Here is an 18,512-nt window from a genome sequence, read left to right as displayed (position 1 = left end):
GTTATGAGCGCAGAGATATATACAGAAGAGGCATTAAATGAAGCCGCTGAAGAGAATGAAAAAATCATTCAAACTCTAAAAACAGGTAAAAGCTTTGTAGTAGAAGCCGGGGCTGGCGCTGGAAAAACGACGTCATTAAATTATGTAATCGACTGGATACAAGACCATTGGTGGAAAAAATTTCATCTCCGAAAACAAAAAGTAGTCTGCATAACTTATACAAATGCTGCTGTAAATATTATTCTGTCTCGCCTAAAAGATTGTTCATTTATTGAGCCGATGACCATCCACTCATTTGCGTGGAGAGTAATTAAGCAATTTCAATCCACTTTGCTGAATTTCATTAAAAATGGAGAAAATATAAAACTTCCCGAAGAATGTAAGATAGAGGACATTTTAGGTATAAATTATGATTTTGGAGTAAAACAAATTGATGATAATGGTATTCTACATTTACATCATAATGATGTGATAACTCTGTTTTCACATATGCTAGAAAAAGCGAAATTTCGACGTATTTTTTCGAGTAATTACCCTCTTATTTTGATAGATGAATATCAGGATTCTTTTTCTGTTTTAATTAATAAATTTATTGAATATTACATCCAATACGAAACAGGTCCACAATTTGGATTTTTTGGTGATTCATGGCAGACAATCTATAGCAACAATGGTGCGTGCGGAAAAATAGAGAATGAGCATTTGAAAATCATAGAAAAACATATTAATTTTCGTTCGACTCAAAAAATCATTGATTTATTAAATAAAATTCGTCCAGAATTAATTCAAAAACCAGCCCTTAAAGATAGCGAAGGAGAAGTGTGGGTTGTCCATTCAAATGATTATAATGGTCAAAGACAGTCCAAAGGAGTATGGAAAGATGAATTGCCTCTAGAGGAATTATCACGACGAGTTGAAAATCTAAGACAATATATTATTTCACATTGGTGTCAAAAAGATGAAAAAACGAAGGTTTTATTGCTTACCCATACATTATTGGCAGCTCAACAAGGATACGAAAAACTTTTAACCCTGATGGGCGATAGGCTCAAACAGGGTGATGACCCTCTTTTATGCTTTTTTCAGGATGTAGTAGAACCTGTGTTTGAAGCATTGGAAAAGAAAAAATTGTCTATTTTGGATAACGTATTGAAAAATGGTGTTATTCGTACAAAGGCAGACAAGAAAATTTGGCATGAGTGGAAGGAAAAACTAAATAAAGCACGGGCAGGATCAACTTTTGATATGATCAGTATTATTGAGACAATGAATACATTGCCTATACCTGCCAAAGTTCAAGAATTCATAGACTTGCTGAAGTTGCCCCGAGATACAAACGAAGAAACACAAAAAGCTCATGCCATAGCAACTATTCCATATCATGAGTTTCTAGCGGCAATTTCTTTTTTGAGACCTGATGCTTTTTTTTCAACAGAACATGGTGTTAAAGGAGAAGAATATGACTATGTAATTTTTGTTGTAGGGAGAGGATGGACACATTATCAATTTGATAAAATAATGTCTCAGCAGCCGAGTGAAGATCCAACATATGTAAGAAATAGAAATCTCTTCTATGTTTGCTGTTCTCGCCCTAAGAAAAAACTTATCATTTTCGTAACTGTGCCTCTAAATGGTAGTTTTAAATCCTACCTGAGTAATCTTGTAGGAAGCGATCGTATTGTATCCTATTATGAATTTTTAATATGATTCGTCTTTCCTTCTATGGTCCATTTCCTTCTGTTCCTTTCTCCATTCATAATCATACCAATCTTCCATACACTCCTCCGAACCGATGTGACTCATCTGGATTAGGAATTATAGCCACCAAACCTGTTAACATAGAGATTCTCTTCTTTTGAATCATTGTCCATAGCTGGCTGTTCTTGTACCCAATCCCTCTGGAAACCTCTCAGTAATCTCCATCAGTATTTTCCCTTAATATCCTAGAAAATCTCCATAGGAATCATTTCAGGATTAATTGCCCCAAATCATTTTTGAAAATGGCTTCGTACAAAACCAATTGAGCTTGGAAATGCTTTCAAAATATCAAACGAAGGTATACTGGTGAAACCTCTCCATATCCCTTTTCTTCCATTGAGTAAGACCGTTTTTCTTGTAACATACTCATTTACATAAATTTATAGTTTTCAAATCCATTTCTGCGACAATAAAATTCCAGGTATACTGCGGTATACATTTCAGCATCCTCCATATATTTTATATCCATAGAGTAAGACCAAAATATTCATAACTCGCTCATTTTAATATATTTTTGAATTTTTCTTCCTGCTTTTTCAGTATTTCCAAAGCCTTTATCCGTCCAATGTACAGAACCATTGATGACATCAGTATTCCTGCAAATGCCATTGGGTGACGACGGTAATCCGGTTATTTTATTCTGAATATCTCCAGAATCATTTGTGAGGATTTGCAGACTGATTCCCTTGCCAATTACCTTGTTTCCAGAATAATTTCCGTAGAAATCATTTTAGAATTAATTGACTTTGTTTTCCTTACATGGGCTTGATTTCAGGTAATGAATCTAGGGGGGAGACATACTTTTTTGAAAACAGCTTCGTACAAAGCCGGTTGAACCGGAATCTGGAGAAATTACTGCAAAAAATATTTTTACCTTTCAAGGGTCTGAATTGGAATTGGGGCTTTTCCCGTTGATACATTTCCTAATGGAGAAAAAAGTTTTTCCGAAAAAATGAAAACAATTTTGGAGCGTTTGGGAAAGTGCCCCCTTTATGCGGAAGTCTCTCTGTATATGCTGAAATTCAATGAGGATAGGTTGCCAATTGGGGGAGTGTGTTTGGTTTGACGGAGGTACCATGCCATTTGCCGTACCCTATATGGCAGGAATAGAGTAGAGGTGTAAAAATGAAAAAGGATGGAACCATTGCTGATTCCATCCCTGATGACTGTCATTGGGTGCAACTAGAAGCTGTACCTCGCCGAAAGTGAGGCGGATTGATTCACCTGGCTGCTTCTGGCTTCCAGAGTGTAGAATGCTCCTACGCTCCAGTTCTGGTTGATGATCCAGTTCGCGCCGGCATTCATCATGAAAGCGCTTCTGCCCGGATTGCTTCCTTCGTGCTTGTTGTCGATTCCGTAGATCGTGGATTTGACCGAAGGATTTGTTCTGGATACATCACCGACATAGGCGACTGTCAATTCAGGAAGAAGAAGCTGTCCTCCTCCGACCGATACTTCCTTTTTAACCGTGATGCCTATCGGAACGCTCCACACCTGCATGCTGCCGTCCCTGTATTGGCGGCTGCCGTTGGAATATGTTTCCGTGAAGCTTTCCTGTGCTCCATGGACGTAATCGATCCCAATGAACGGAGTCAACGTTGTCTTGTCGGTGACTTTGATGTTCCAATCGGCTTTTAATCCGAAAGTAAACACGTCGTCGTTCCATTTGGCATGACCGGGAAGGTATGAGGAATTGCCGATGAAAGTATCGGCCCTGTTTTCAACCGATCCATAAGCAAAGTATCCGCTCAATCCCAGGTTTTGATTATCATTTAAGGGTTGCAGGTAATTGGCATAGAGACCGGTCATGATGCTGTCCTGCTTGACGGATGCCTGGTTGTCGTCGGATTTGAACGTTCCGAATGTCTGCCCAAAAGTGATACCGGCGCGGAATTTCTTCGCCCAGGCGTAGTCAATCCCTGTTGCATACCCACCTCCGTTGTACTGGAAGCCGTCCGCATGAGAGGTGGAGTTCATTGTGACAAAATCACCCAAACCGCTTACCCATACATTGGAATCTCCCGGTTGGACAACTTTAAGCTGGGATGCTGCCGTCTGACCGAAGTTCTTGACGATGCTTGTACTTGACCACAGGGAATTGGCGATATTGGAGCCGTCCTTGCCGACCAGAGCAGCCGCTACGGCTTCGTCCACTTGTCCAGTGAAACTAAGTGTGCCTGTAATAGAATCCCAGAGAAGCCTGCCTTCCTTCAGAAGATGGTTTTCATCATCCAAGGAAAGAACATAATCACCATTGCCGGAAACCGTTCCTTCCGTTTTGATCAGATCCAGAGTAAACGATTCCGTTCCTGCGGCCAGTATACCAAGACCGACTTCGACTTTCGTATTCACTGTTCCATTCAAATTCAGCATGTTGGTCACGGAAAGATTGGAATAGGTGCCTGAACCGTGATTGTCCAATGTCGCGGCCGTAATTCCGTCCAGATAGAAGCCCAGTCTTGAGTTGTCATTCAGCGTTAGACTTCCATGCTGCTGGAATCCCGGGCTATTGCCGACATAGAGCAGCGCGTTGGAATGGAGAATGGTTGAACCAAAGGTACCGCTGCCATTAACCGAACCGTTTTCCGATACCGTTACTTCCCCCTTCACCGTTCCATTGTTGCTCAAGATGGATGAACCATTAACCAGAACATCTCCATTAATGGTATTCCTATTGTCCATAGACGCTCCGGAATTGATGGTTACGCCATTGTTGATTGTTCCCCTGTTGTTGACGGAAGCGGTAACCGTATCACCTGAGGCGCCAGGATATCCAATGGTCAGCATGGAATCAGTCGTACCCAAAATGGTGTTGGGGCCGATTTCTAGGAGACCGCTCTGAACATTGATCAGCTTGGATTCGTATTTGTCACCAGTCAAAACAATGGCGGCATCGGTAATGCTTCCGCCCGTTTGACCGACCCGGATGTCCGCACCTGCATTTCCATTGGTTCCCACAATACTGAAACCGAGCGTATCCGATCCGGACATGGTGAATGTCTGTGAATCACTGGTAACCAAGGTTCCTCCCGTTCCATGGACATAGGAATTACTGAGTCCGCTTGTAACTTCCGTCGCATCGACATTGCCGCCGTCCACCAAGGAAACGACAACGTCCTTGGAAAGAGTATCGGGAGCTTTTCCGTCGGTAATGATGGTTCCCGGTTGTTCCGGCTGGCCTGGATCGTAACCGTTATCGACCAGAGTCAGGGCATAGCGGCCGTCTGTCTGGGCGATGGATACGAATTTCTTGTCGGCAATGTCCCGGGAAATCGTTTCGTCGCCACTACTGTACGCCCATGAACTTTCAATGGCGCTCAACAGCCCAGTATCTCCTGTAATATCTTTGCAGTAGAATACCACAGTTCCGGATTCCGGACTTAAGTAAGAAGCAGAAATAGAATCATTAAAGAATTCAATCTTTGTACTTCCGATAATTGACAAAGTACCTGTAATCGACATATTGTGATATGGTACATTCGTATTCGCTGCATCGCTGCCCCAAACAACTACCCTTCCATTGTTTGCCAATGTCAGGTTCCCTTGTAAAATAGATTGACCTGCACATGCTTCCTCCGAAGGATACCAAATTTCTAATCCATGTGTGGCAGAAACGGTATACTGGTCTCTAATAATGGTTCCCTGGTCAAATTCCAGTTTAACGAAATCACTATCCTTGATTGTAGCTCCTCTCAGGTCGATAAGCGACAAATGCTCATCCTCGGAATAGACAGAAAACGAACAAGGAGTTTCTTTGTTGGTCGCTGGAGAAATGGCACCGTTAAATGTAACTTGCGCGCCGCCATACGCCTCCAGTGTTGCATTTTTGAGAACAATGCCGGAAGCAATCGTATATTTGGCATTACCTATGCCTGGTCCCTTGGAAGTTCCTCCGTATATCTCAAATACTTCATCCTTGAAATCCATGGTCCCTTGTCCCGTCAACGTATAAGAGCCATTATCCGTTGCGCCCCAGTTCAGATCATAGAATTTATCAAGATTAACAGACCAATTCCCGTTAAGGCTCAAATTGACATTATCAAATTTAGGCCATTGTGTTTCTACATGATCCCAATCGTATGTATTGAGATTGACGGTTTCCGTAGCGATGGCCAGTTGCGGGATGCAGGCAAGCACGGCCGCCAGCAGTACTGTAGGCAAATGTAACTTCATAATTGATTGATATGGTTTGTAGATTCTCCAAAAGCCCCCCTGCCAATGGCGGGGAATTCTCAGGTCGTGATACCACATTATCTCCTTATGAGATTTTTGTAAACACTTATTATCTCAAAAAGATAATTTACGAATAGGCCGATTCATGGCATCATCAATCCATGAAAGGACTCAAAAACAGCCAGCCATCAATGTCCTGCATTAAAAAATGGATGATATCCAATGGGTTGGCCATTTCCATCATCTCCACGAAATGCGGCATTCCGGAATCAACTGTCCGCAATTGGATATCTCAAAAAGAGATTCCTATGAAATTGGCAAACTGCCTTCAGGAATTGATGACGGGATCAAATGAGGCATCCATCAAGTATATCGGAGGGAATTGCGATGAAGGGCTCAAATTTGATATCTCTCTGACCGACTATTCAAAACTGTGCAGGAAGGCCATGGAATCGGGATGCTCTGTCACTGAACTGATTGCACATGAAATTGACTCGCTGGGCAAGTCATCCTGACATGTATCAAATGGAGACAAGGCGGTCTTGTCTTTTCGGATGACGGTGGTACATTCATACGCATGAGTCACGCAGGGGATCAATCCGTATTCAAGAACGAAGTCAAGCAATGGCTGAAAAGCCAGGGTCTTGATTATAAATGGATGGCCGAGCAATGCGGTGTCTCTGAAATCACAGTGAGGAATTGGATGTCCCAGAAGACAATTCCTCCTTTGAAGCAGCAGCTGATAGGAAGGGTAATGGCTCAATTGCCGGTTTCCATTCCTTCATTGAATCCCATTGATACGCCAGGCGTAGAAGTAGACGCCTCGTTGACTTTGACGGTCAAGTTATCCCCTACTCTCTATCATAAGCTGGAATCCAAGGCGACCAAACAAGGTCAAACATTGGGAGAAATGGTGGCGAAGGCTATTTCCGGTTTAGTGACCGAAGAAACTCCTTCCTTGGCTTTGAAAAGTCAAAAGGTTGTTTTGCCTCCTCAATCCTGACGGATAACACCATGCCTTTCCTTCCATGGAACCGTCTCTCTTCTCTCCCGATAATTATCTTCCTATAGATACCGAACTGGGGAATTACCAGATCAAAGGAGTTCTGGGTCAAGGCGGCTTCGGCATCACTTACTGGGCGATAGACCGGCAACTTGGCCGTGAAGTCGTCCTGAAAGAACATTTTCCATCCGGTTTATGCAAAAGGAATCAGGAAAACGCGGAAGTGTTTCCCGCCATTGATTCTTGGGGAAATGCCTATAACCGTTCTCTGGATTCATTTTGCAAGGAAGCCCGTATTGTAGCAGCGTTGGATCATCCCGGTATTGTCCGCATCCATGATATTTTCCAAGCGTTGGGAACAGCTTATGCGGTGATGTCCCTGGTAGAAGGCTGTACTCTGGATCAATGGCTGGAACAACATGCCGATGACAGTAAAGTCGTACAGGATCTTCTGCTTCAGTTGTTGGATATTCTCAATTATCTGCATTCACAGGAAGTATTCCACCGGGACATCAAACCTTCCAATATCATGGTCAAGGAGAATGCTTCTCCTGTTCTTCTGGATTTTGGTGCAGCTTTGGAAGGATTGCCAACGGAGACCATGACCGTGATGGCTTCTCCCGCCTTTTCTCCCCCCGAACAGTACTCGGGACATGGGAATATGGGACCTTGGTCTGATTTATTTGCCCTGGGAAGATCATTTATCAGTTGCTTAGGGGAAAAGCTGGATTCATATCCCAGGAGATTTGCCGATGGGTTGCGCAAAGCAGTCAGAATGGATATAGAAGACAGGTTCCAATCAGCAGAAGAATGGAAATTGTATCTGCAAACCAATAACAAGAAATACTCTCGTCAATGGACTTGGCTCACTGCTATCGCCATATGTACAGTAATTGGCATAGTCTTCTGGCACAACTATCCTATTACCAAGGAAGAAGTTGCACCAGAAACAACCACACAAAATATTCCACCAGTAGCAATAACTATCCCGGCAGCAGAACATACTCCACCAATACCATACCAAGCTGGTAATCCGCACCCTATCCCGGAAGCTCCTCTTTCACTTATGGGAACAAACTTAACTATGTCTTCCGAATTTCCCATGTTCTGTCATGCCTCGTTAAGAGGGGAAGACAATTATTCCATTGGACAGCAGTTGATGCATTACCAAAAGCTTTCTGGATGGCAGGACGGTGGCAATGCTTTCATTAAGGGAATGAGCTTTACTTCCCCATCCAACTGGAAAATAGGTGTAGGTCAATCAGGTAATTACGCCTACAAAAAACTGAGTAAGGATAAGGGACTCATTATTCTCTCCGGATATGGTGGCCCCGAATCCCCCGATTATCATATATTGCTTCATTTCACCAGTCCTGATTCCGGTATTGCTGTTCATACAAATGGAGAAGAACAGCTGATCGGCAATGTCATGTTCATGTTGGAGAAAAATACTCGGGGATTACAACAAGATCTCATAACGGAAGTGAATGCTCTCCTCTATCCTGACGTGGAAGATTCTTCCAGGTTCACTTCCGAATCACCGCAATCCATAACAGGAAAGACATTAGTTTTGGATGCAGACAACATTCAGTTTCATTCAACAGAAGGCAAAGAAGGATTGACTATCAACGAAGAACAGCTTTTTATCGAACGGAAATTGCTGAAATCTCTTAAACTGACCCATTGGCAAAAAGGAGGAGAACTGTTCGTCAAATACCCCGTACTTTTTGTTTCTCCTGTCCTGGTGGAATATCAAAATCAACCTGGTAGCTACATCTACAAAAAAATTGATCGGAACAAGGCATTGGTAGAGTTTACTGATATTGGAGGTCAAACAGGAGAATGCTATTTCCTGCTTCATTTCACACATCCCGGAGCCGGCATTGCCTTTCAATATGATGGCGGGAACAAAGTAATGGGAAATATAGCCTTCAAGCTTTTGGATTCTAAAGAGACTGGTTCAGACAAGGGAATCATGCCCCAAACTTTCTTTGAAAACATCAATCTTCCAGAAAAATAAATAGATCATTCTAAGACAAAAATAATTGACCGTTATTGAGTTTTTCCGCGTACGAACTCCTTTTCCCGCGATATAATGTATTCATACATGGCGGCGAAAAAGTTCAAATTATGCAGACTGGTTCAGGAGAACGACGGAAGGTACCGCGTCTACTGGAATACCATCAACCCCGACGGTTCCACCAGGAACAACAAATGCAGGGTCAAGGACAGGAAGGAAGGACTGGAAAAATGCCGGATCCTTGAAGAGGAGCTTTCACAAACCGGATTAGTAGAAGAAACAATCATTGATCCCGAAGACAGAATCATGATCGACCGCTTCTACAGAACCAATCCTTCCATCTCCCTGGCTGAATTCATCAGAAGATACATGAGCTTCGTTGCCCATCCCAAGCAAAGCAGGGTGGTCAAAGATCTCTTCAAGGAATGGAAAAAGCACAAGCTCCTGACAGCATCCAACAGGGAAAACATCCGACTTACATTATCCAGAGTCAACGTCTTCAAGGAAGTATTCGGAAAGAAAATCGTCAGCACAATTCAAAAGGATGAAGTGGAAAAATGGCTCTATGGATTGGATATAGCCGAAAAGACACGCCAGCATTACCGGGCGGCCGTCATCTCGTTCTTCAAATGGTGTGAAATCGACATGACCAACATCAAATGCCCCAAGGCTGTACGACCAGAACCCGGTATTTATTCCGTCGATGAAGCCGTTCAAATCCTCCATTACACCAAAACCCATCAGAACAGAATGCTCGCACCCCTGGTCATCGCCATGTTCTGCGGAGTAAGACTGTCCGAATTTGAATACATCACATGGGAGGAACTGGATTTGAGTAATCCCGATGAAGACGGGGACTTCTACTTGTCAGGAGGAAAAACAGGACGCCGTATTGTCCATCTTCCCAGCGTAGCCAAGAAATGGCTTCTTACATGCGAACGCTCCAACGGACTTGTCTTTGACTTTGGACGATGCAAAAAACATGTCGACCGTATTTACGATTCCTTCAGAAGAACAATTCCCGAATACATCGAAGCCAAGCAGAACGGATACCGGCACAGTTACTGCACCTACAAGGTCACTTGTTTCGGAAACATGGCAAGCGTAGCCGATGAAATGGGCAACAGCATCCAGATAATCCGGAAGCACTACTACAAGCCGACCAGGAAAAAGGATGCGGAACTCTACTGGAAACTGAGTCCCGAATATGTTGATTCACTCAATCTGGATTAACCGGATTCCCCATGGGTGGTTACAATAGAAATCACCCTATTTGACTATTACACAATACACACAAAACCTCTTGTCTATATCGAAACGCAAATTGACATAGACAAAATCACACACGGGGCAAATTAAGCAGATTGTCGTGCCTGCTTTCGTTAGGCATGGATCTTACATACTTCTCTCCCTTGGAACTCGTCATTTCCTCCAATATGGGATAAGGGTAAATGTTGACCCTGATAATTTCTCCTTGGAGAATCATGTCGTACACTTGTTCCTTGAGATAAAAACCTTCCAATCCTTCTCCTGACAGATAAATGGATTGAATGTCCTGTTCACTGGGATGGACTGGACAGCCATACTGGAAATGAAGCTTTGTCGCCAAAATCATAATGGGACAATTTTACATGGATGATGCCCGGCAGTCTCCATGAAAACGTATCGCGCAATACATGCCCGTAACGGAACCATGTCTCCAATCGGCATCGGGCATTATTATTGGCAGTGGGCACACTTGGATTATTCCCATCAAATCCATATAGGACAATCCAAGCTTCCTCATGGAACAATTCCCATGCCTTGAATAACTTGAACATTTTCTTTCTATTCCATTGACAATAAGCATTCCATATTCTCTCCATATCCATTTTGTGTAAAAAACATGCCCTGGACAGCTGTCTTGGAGTACATGTTCCCAAATCCGTATGGGATAGACCAGGCTCCGTTATGGACAAATTACCTTGGATATACATAAGGCATACGGTCAAGTCTTCCTCTCTATTTATTTATATATACATTGTATGAGACCATTTTTTACGCAAGATCATTGTTATCAGCTCATTATGAAAATAGTTCGTTATTGTGCACAAGGAAATACCCCGAAGACAGCAAACGGCTTATTCTGAATAATTCCCCAGAATCATTTGTAAGAATTAGCAGAATGCTCTCCTTGTTATAATACCGGACGGATACCCGGAAATTGTCTGCATGCCTTCAAATCCATTGAGAATTAAATTCCCTTGAACCAGATGTTCCTGCTGTTGGATTTGAACGGTCTTCCCAGCAGGAACATGCAGTACTTCATCCATCCGGTTTGACCGTACCCAGGATCATAGTATTGCCTCCGGAGAAAATCCCTGTCCTGCAGTGTGATTGAATCGTTCTCGCGGATTTCCAGCTCATTCATTTTCTTCCTGATCTGGCAGTAATAAACGTATCTGGTTCCTTCCGACAATTCCGAGCACCATTCAAAGAACTCTTTCCCCCTGTAAAGCAACAAGTGTTCGGGAACTCCCGGCTTCTTCTTCTCCTGGGTTGCCCAATATTCCCTGAGTTCCTTGACAAATTCATTCCATGGTTTTTGAGTATATTTGTTCTCAATGGGACGCCTTCCCCTCTTATTCTCCCTGTATTTGATAGGTCCTTCGTTCAGGTAGTTTTTGATCCATTGGTAAACAGTTGCAGGACGCAACCCTAGTTTCCTTGATATGATAGGGACTGGGTTTTTCCTTTTATAGAGAAGAACAGCCTTCCTGCGGAGTTTTTCCCGTTCATCTGCTGTAATCTTCCTGACGTCCTGCTCGACTGCAGGAACGAATTGCCGCCTTCTTTTCTTCATTTTGCCTTGGAATATCCTTACAAAAAGCAGACAAAAAATCAACAACTATTCTATAATATATTTGTTATGAATGCATTATCGGATATTGTATTTCGATAATAAATCGCACTTAGCAATAAAAAGAGCCTCCTGATGCTGGGGGGGGTATGAAAAAAATACATACATATAATACAAACAAAACCTGTGCAACCAATCATGTTGCAAAAACCATTATTAATAACTCCAACCTCATCAACGCTAAGCAAACAGCCAGGAAAATCGGTCTGTTGAAGCAAGACATGGAACGGGTAAAAATAAGAAACATGTTCGCCTACATGTTCACCCCAGAAGTGGACGGCAAGCAGATGGATCCTCCTCCCTATTGGGAATATGTCTATTTCACTATTCCCGTAACCAAGGTCAAGCACAGCCTCTACAAGCGGTTGTTCAATCCCAATATCAACAGTGGTCCTCTTAGTCAAAAGATGCGCGCTAAAATCACTCCCATATTTGAAGACGCATTAACCAGCCTGGGAATTGAATCCATCCCCGTTCCTCCCTCTGTCTTGAAGGAAAACAAAATCAATTCCATCTTCAAGGTTGAAATCAACTCACCTGCATTTAAGCTGCTGATAGAAAAAGAGAGGACAAAAAAACCACATGGAGAAGTCTCCTTCCTGTCGGCCATCGGAGACCTCTTCTTCTGCAATACACACAGCAAAAATGAAGAGCATCCGCGTGTATACAACATGTTTACCAAAATGTCCTCGGTCACCAGGAAACATGTATTCAAAAATATCTATGGAGTCAACATGGTGGAAATTGACCTGACCAATTCCATTGTCCAATGCCTTGCTTCCCGCGGCAAGTGCACAAGGATTCTGGAGGCAATCAGGACCAATACACTTCTTCCCCATGACAATGTTCAGAGGGATGAAGCAAAGGAAAATCTCCTCAAATGGATCTTCACCATCATTTCTCCCAATGAAGCGTTAAAGGAGCTCAAGGTAAAACGGAAAAACCAACTCAAGGAATTCCTTTCCGAAAGGTTTCTGGATGAAGTTGTCCCTTTCATCCAGGCGGTCGAAAACTTGGAGTCCACCCATACCCTCTTCCATTATGAGGATATCCTCCGGGAGTTCTGCAAACAGAATGCCGTCTGCATCAACATCTATGACGCCGTGTACATTCCGGCAGACAGGACAGATTTGATCGGACAATTAACCTCCCTGCTGGATAGTCAAAATTACTTCTACAAGGTTAATACTCTGTAGTTTACTATTCAACAAGCATCAGCCGGTTTCCTCCAATTTCTGGGGGAAATCGGTTGTTTATAAACTAGGAAAGGAATGACAACACGTGTTATGCGTCTAACTTTCATGTGTCCTCTTGTATCACGACTTTGTTTCATTCCAACTATCGGTGAAAGGCGTCCATGTTTGTTCAAAAGAGTTTTTTGATTGTAAGGCGGCACAAGGAGGAAGCAGAAACGAGGAGATTCTCTGGACAACATCCTCCAAATGGATGGGAATCTCGGAAAGTTGTGAGGAAGGAAATTTCTTTAGAAAGGCAGTCCATTGCACCTCCTTCATTTTAAGAAACGAGGAAGACGTGATGATCAAAGAAGCTGGAATATCCGTATGACGCCTTTCAAAAGTACCCTGAAGAGCCTGGCGCAATAGCCGGCCTTCAAATGAATAGTGTCTGGATAGAACATAAATATCGTAAAAATCTTTCATTCTGGAATTTTGAAGACTCAGGAAAACCATGGCGTGGAATTTTTCAGCAACGGCACTTTCCCTTGTATACCCCTGTAAGATGGGAGGCTCCATATCCAACGCCGTCGGAAAATGAATGGAAACGGAAGCAGGCAGAACGACATCGGAGAAACCTATGTCTATTTTCATCCGGATTCTCATTCGTTCCAGATAACCGAGGAACAGAATACGGCGACCCCTATAGTCTGCGTCCTGGGTAATTTCAATGGATGTCACCGACTCGGAGTCAAATACAAGCCCGTCATCCGATACCGGAGTGTCCAGAATCTTTTTAATACACCCTTCAATAGATGAAGCGCTGTTATCCAATTTGCCCAACAGATCTATGTCCATCGTCGCCCTTGCCTGCGGAACCTTCCACACGCGCAGCATGAGCGCTCCCTTCAGAATAAAACTATCCCGAAATTCAGATTGTCCCAGGCGGTACAGAAATCTCTCCATCGCATAGTATTGAACAATTTCCTGAAAATTCCGTCCGCTTTTCCGTGACAGGTTGTAAAGTTTGTCTCTTACGGAAGCAGCCTTGTTAATGGGATGTTCCTTGTTCATACGAGTGTTTCCAGATAAGGCATGATCGTTCGGGTAACTCCGCGAAGAGCGGCATATTCATGAATAAGGGGAAGATTGACGGAATGATTGCCCGCATACATTTTGAGGGCCTCCAGAAACACATCCATTCCGACCCTGTTCCTGAAACGGAACACGTCCACCAGAGTCTTTTCCTTATTGTAGACTTTCAGAGGCACTCCCTGCATGTCATGTGTTTCAATGCCCGCTTCATAAATGGCATCACGAAACCGGAATGTGTGTACGAGTGGATAGGAAGACCTGGGAGCATTCCCCTGGTAAGGTATGGCAATATCAACCGCATGAGGAATCTGCGTTGTCATATCATGGAATGAAAGCGCCGACACAAGGCAGATAACCGCAGCAGGATATTTCCTGGCAACCATGAGCATTTCCGGAACATCATGCAGATTTTCATCGCTGAGACGATACATGCCGCGCGCCCATCTCTGAATAATCCCCAGTTCCATATATTTCTGCAGCATTCTCGCGGTCATCAGCGCAGGAAGAAGTTCCCCCCGCCGGACAACACCGCCTTTGCTTTGGAAAAATTCTTTGACTGGAGTAGGAATAGTCATGGATCAAAAGTACACACTTACATGTGGGATATGTGTACTTTTAGAACATTTGTGAGAACATGACAAGTCGAAAGCATGATCTCACCTGGAACCATGCAGGAAGGAGTTATTGACCAGAGGTAGCGGAAGATATACGGGGGAAGACGAGAAAGAAAATGGTTTTCCCATGGAAGTGAGAAGTATTTATAATGAATAGCTTACGCAACACATTCTCTTGAACATCCATTTTCAGTCCAGTAAATTCATTGTTAATCACTTATAATCAATAATGCGAGGCTTCGAATCCCTCCCTGTCCGCCATTAATTTTTCGCCTCAATATATTGTATATTAATATGTTGCTGTTTTTGTTTGTAGTGGTATGGGGAAAATATTGGGGAAAATCGGATCCATTATGTTCATTCAAAATGAATTGAATTGCATAACTCCAAACAACAATTACTATGCTGGATATGAGCAATACTTCCCTAGTTAATGTAGTAGCAAAGAAAGGGCATGTAGTGGGCATTTCGAAAAACGCTACAGCATTAAGTGCTCTTTGTGAGTTAATCTGGAATGGGTTTGATGCACAGGCAAATACCGTTGAAATCGAATTAAAGAATAATGTGTTAGGACACATTGAAAATATTATTGTTAGTGACGATGGAATAGGCATACCACATGAAGATGTAAATGAAGCATTCGGGAATTTGGGAGAATCAAAAAAACTTGCAAACGGCTTAATAAAAGGACGCCCTCCCATACATGGGAAACATGCAAGAGGAAGATTTAAAGCCTTCAAATTAGGATCTTGTGTTTCTTGGGAAACCACCTATTCTACAAAAGGAGAAAAATTTAGATATAAAATTGAAGGTTCCAGTAATTCTATAATGAGCTTTCAGGTTAGTTCTCCTGAAAAAACAACAAATAAAACGGGTACAATCGTCGAAATAACTAATTTAAATAACTCTGCATATCAGCTAAGAAAAGAACAATACCGTGACCAATTAACTGCAACATTTGCTTGTTTTTTAACTAGTTTCCCTCAACTCAGCATCATTTTTGATGGTCTAGTCATAAATCCAAATGAACTTCAGATTGATACTTTTTCCAAAAAAACATTTATCGAAATAGACACAGATAAAAAAATAGATTTAGAGGTAAAAATAATTCTCTGGAGTAAGCAATGGGAATCATCTATACATCTATGTAATACAGGAGGAATTTCTTATAAAGAAAATAAATCTACAGGGATTAAATCTTATGGATACCACTTTTCCTCTTATATCACTTCAGATTATATTGACTTTTTAAATGCAGAAAATAGACTTGACCTAGAAGAATTGGATGAAATTTGCCTAGCTTTAAAGAAAGAAGGATATAGAATAATTCAAGATTATTTTGATGAACTACATAAAAAAAAGCAAAAAGCCATTATTATAAAGTGGCAACAGCAAAATATTTATCCATATAAAGAGATTGATTCAACTAATTTAGCGCTGAAGGCTGAAATTGAATTATTCAATGAATTAGCCTATGCAATGTTGAGCAAATTAGCTGACTTTGACAGTAGAGATGTAAAATCAAAAGCTTTCACGTTAAGTTTATTATCTCAAACACTTAAAAACAACCCCGAATCATTGCAGGAAATATTTTCCCAGGTTTTAGGCCTTAAAAAATCAGAAAGTGAAGCTTTTTCAGATTTACTGACAGAAACTAAATTGCCTTCAATTATTCAAACCGCTTCATTAATAACACATCGCTGCAAAGTACTAGAAGGTCTAAAACATCTAATATATTCTTGTACGAAAACATTTAAAGAGAAACAACATCTTCATAAGATTCTTGAAAAAGAATCCTGGATTTTCGACGAACGTTTTTCTTTGGCTGATTCAGAAATTGGATTAAAAAGAGTGCTAACAAAACATATTCATAAGCTAGATAAAAAGCAAAAAAAACAGCCTGATATACTGAATGGTAGGCTTGATATCTTACTTCACAAATCATTGATGAATGGAAGTGAAAAGGAATTCCTTGTTGTAGAATTAAAAAGGCCTTCCGTGAAGATAGATGATGGAGTTGCATTACAAATCAAACAATATGCACAAGCTATACATGATGACGATGAATACAGAAGAATACCTTGTAGATGGAAATTTATCGCTGTATCTTCAAAAATCGATAGCATTGTGGAAAATGATATAAACCAACCTAATAAACCTCAAGGACTTCTTACTACCTTTGGCAATAACATGGAGGTATTAATAAAAACATGGGATGAGGTGTTTTATGAGGCTGAATCGAATCTTCTTTTTTTAAAAGAACAGTTAAATTATTCTGTTTCTGAAGAAGCGGCTAAAGCGCATATGATAAAAGAATTTCCTAATAACATACCTACGACAATTTAACATTTTGGCCTACGGTCTATGCCTTCTATTGATCATTTTCCCAATTTTCAAGATCTCTTTTAACCGCATTTCGAACTTTTTCTAAATTAATTTTAGTTAAATCCTTTAAAGAAGTGAATCCAGACTTTATTTTTAATCGATTTGCAAGTTCAGAATAATAAGAAGATTCCGTCTTCCCCATTTTTTTCATTGCTGCCTTAATTACCCCATATTGGTTGCGTCTCCATTGATCTGGAGCTTTAGTTTTATAACCAGCCTTTTGTAAGTTCAACTGTTGCTTACAATACGCTTCAACATCCGGCATTTGTTCTGATTTAATAAAATCTAGTTTAGCAACATTGAAATACTTTTTGATTCTATTTGTCCATAAACCATAAGCCTTGCTTCTATCCATTTTTACTTCACCTTCAGCAAGCTTTTCCTTCAATTCATGTATTCGCATCAATTCTTCTTGAGTAATACTCCCTGCCGGAGGTTCGATAGAAATTCTTAGGGGTTTGGGTGCTTTAACAGTAAGATTTTCTATAACGCCTGCTTGTATGTTAGAATGCCCTCCTATTTGGTTTTGCTGTATTTTAGGGTTATCTTCTTTCTGATATCTATTTTCTATTCTATTTTCTTCTTGTATATTTTTCTTAAAATCAGAAACAAGACTCAATAAGTGTCGATGAAATTTATTTTTAAACTCATCGAGAGAACTAAAACTATCATATAAACCTAATGAATTAATTTTATTTTTAAATTTTTCGAGTTTATTTTTCTGATTTTCATCTATTTCAACAGTTGTTTCTATTGATGAAAAATATATCATTACTCGTTTTTTTTGAGTCACAGCACGCTTAATTTCCTCTTCTGTACCAGAATCATATAGTCCTGTAGATGTCCCTATGCGATTTCTAAAAATAGCTACAACTATATCCGCTTCATCTATAATCTGAAAATTTAAGATTTCTTGAACACGCTTAGACATATCTGGAGTTGAGTTGTCTTTCCAGTGTAAATGTTTTAGGAAAACATTACAATTCGCGAATTCTCTCTGATTGAATTCATTGATAACTTCCTTCGCTTTTTGAATTTCTGTTGTAACATCTGAAGGGCCGCAAAGAGCAATTTTAATAGAGCTGTTCATAATCTATGGGAACAATGCTTAATAACTAGTTTTCTAGCTTCATGCAATCAAAAAATGCAGAAATTCTTCGACTATTTTCTCCCGTTCTGCGATCCATTTCTTCCTGCTCCTTTCTCCAATCATAGTCGTACCAATCCTCCATACACTTCCCAAATTCATGAGGATCTTCTGGACTAGGTTTATAACCTCAAAATCTGTTCCAATCAGGATTGTCTTCCTGGATATCGTCCATCGCCTGTAAGTCTTCGCTATCCATATTTTTTATTGCTCTAATTCTTTATAAGCATTTCTCTGCATCTT

The 18,512-nt window shown here is 41.2% G+C and carries 13 protein-coding genes; 7 read left to right on the top strand and 6 right to left on the bottom strand.

Annotated features, from left to right (window positions below):
• Window positions 1-3: 3 nt before the first annotated feature.
• Window positions 4-1,707: a UvrD-helicase domain-containing protein gene (locus tag QET40_RS10125; protein WP_280127048.1), complete on the top strand. Its 1,704-nt coding sequence runs from the start codon at window positions 4-6 to the stop codon at window positions 1,705-1,707.
• A gap of 1,233 nt (window positions 1,708-2,940) precedes the next feature.
• Here QET40_RS10125 and QET40_RS10120 read toward each other — a convergent pair.
• A complete protein-coding gene (locus tag QET40_RS10120) occupies window positions 2,941-5,931 on the bottom strand; it encodes an autotransporter outer membrane beta-barrel domain-containing protein (RefSeq protein WP_280127047.1) in 2,991 nt (996 codons plus the stop codon).
• A gap of 161 nt (window positions 5,932-6,092) precedes the next feature.
• On the opposite strand from QET40_RS10120, the gene QET40_RS10115 reads away from it, so the two are divergent.
• From QET40_RS10115 to QET40_RS10100, 4 genes are all read left to right on the top strand, one after another.
• Window positions 6,093-6,446, top strand: a complete 354-nt coding sequence (locus QET40_RS10115; RefSeq protein ID WP_280127046.1) for a hypothetical protein — start codon at window positions 6,093-6,095, stop codon at window positions 6,444-6,446.
• A 62-nt stretch (window positions 6,447-6,508) separates the two neighbouring features.
• Window positions 6,509-6,934 carry a hypothetical protein gene (locus tag QET40_RS10110; RefSeq protein ID WP_280127045.1) on the top strand — a complete coding sequence of 142 codons (426 nt, stop codon included), beginning with the start codon at window positions 6,509-6,511 and terminating at the stop codon, window positions 6,932-6,934.
• 25 nt (window positions 6,935-6,959) lie between these two features.
• Complete coding sequence (locus tag QET40_RS10105) at window positions 6,960-8,954, top strand: serine/threonine-protein kinase (protein WP_280127044.1); 1,995 nt, start codon at window positions 6,960-6,962, stop codon at window positions 8,952-8,954.
• Window positions 8,955-9,041: 87 nt separating this feature from the next.
• Window positions 9,042-10,187, top strand: a complete 1,146-nt coding sequence (locus QET40_RS10100) for a site-specific integrase (RefSeq protein WP_280127043.1) — start codon at window positions 9,042-9,044, stop codon at window positions 10,185-10,187.
• 106 nt (window positions 10,188-10,293) lie between these two features.
• Here the strand turns inward: QET40_RS10100 and QET40_RS10095 are convergent, their stop codons facing one another.
• Both QET40_RS10095 and QET40_RS10090 read right to left on the bottom strand, forming a co-directional pair.
• Window positions 10,294-10,569 (bottom strand): DUF3892 domain-containing protein, encoded by a 276-nt coding sequence (locus QET40_RS10095; RefSeq protein ID WP_280127042.1) that lies wholly within the window; start codon window positions 10,567-10,569, stop codon window positions 10,294-10,296.
• 618 nt (window positions 10,570-11,187) lie between these two features.
• The gene (locus tag QET40_RS10090) at window positions 11,188-11,796 is read right to left on the bottom strand and encodes a helix-turn-helix domain-containing protein (protein WP_280127041.1); all 609 of its coding nucleotides are present in this window, start codon (window positions 11,794-11,796) and stop codon (window positions 11,188-11,190) included.
• Window positions 11,797-12,098: 302 nt separating this feature from the next.
• Here QET40_RS10090 and QET40_RS10085 point away from each other — a divergent pair, with 302 nt between their 5' ends.
• Window positions 12,099-13,049: a hypothetical protein gene (locus tag QET40_RS10085; protein WP_280127040.1), complete on the top strand. Its 951-nt coding sequence runs from the start codon at window positions 12,099-12,101 to the stop codon at window positions 13,047-13,049.
• Between the two features lie 120 nt (window positions 13,050-13,169).
• On the opposite strand, the gene QET40_RS10080 is transcribed toward QET40_RS10085, so the two are convergent.
• Together QET40_RS10080 and QET40_RS10075 are read right to left on the bottom strand one after the other, a co-directional pair.
• On the bottom strand, window positions 13,170-14,102 hold the full coding sequence (locus tag QET40_RS10080; RefSeq protein ID WP_280127039.1) for a nucleotidyl transferase AbiEii/AbiGii toxin family protein: 933 nt from the start codon (window positions 14,100-14,102) through the stop codon (window positions 13,170-13,172).
• Window positions 14,099-14,698, bottom strand: coding sequence for a hypothetical protein (locus QET40_RS10075; protein WP_280127038.1), 600 nt, complete (start codon window positions 14,696-14,698; stop codon window positions 14,099-14,101). The genes QET40_RS10080 and QET40_RS10075 overlap by 4 nt, the downstream gene beginning before the upstream one ends.
• A 450-nt stretch (window positions 14,699-15,148) precedes the next feature.
• Here QET40_RS10075 and QET40_RS10070 point away from each other — a divergent pair, with 450 nt between their 5' ends.
• The gene (locus QET40_RS10070) at window positions 15,149-17,083 is read left to right on the top strand and encodes an ATP-binding protein (protein WP_280127037.1); all 1,935 of its coding nucleotides are present in this window, start codon (window positions 15,149-15,151) and stop codon (window positions 17,081-17,083) included.
• A 25-nt stretch (window positions 17,084-17,108) separates the two neighbouring features.
• Here the strand turns inward: QET40_RS10070 and QET40_RS10065 are convergent, their stop codons facing one another.
• Window positions 17,109-18,212, bottom strand: coding sequence for a hypothetical protein (locus QET40_RS10065; RefSeq protein WP_280127036.1), 1,104 nt, complete (start codon window positions 18,210-18,212; stop codon window positions 17,109-17,111).
• Between the last annotated feature and the right edge of the window lie 300 nt (window positions 18,213-18,512).

Source organism: Akkermansia sp. N21169 (genome assembly GCF_029854675.1).
Taxonomy (GTDB): Bacteria; Verrucomicrobiota; Verrucomicrobiia; order Verrucomicrobiales; family Akkermansiaceae; genus Akkermansia.
This window is presented reverse-complemented; position numbering and strand designations above follow the sequence as displayed.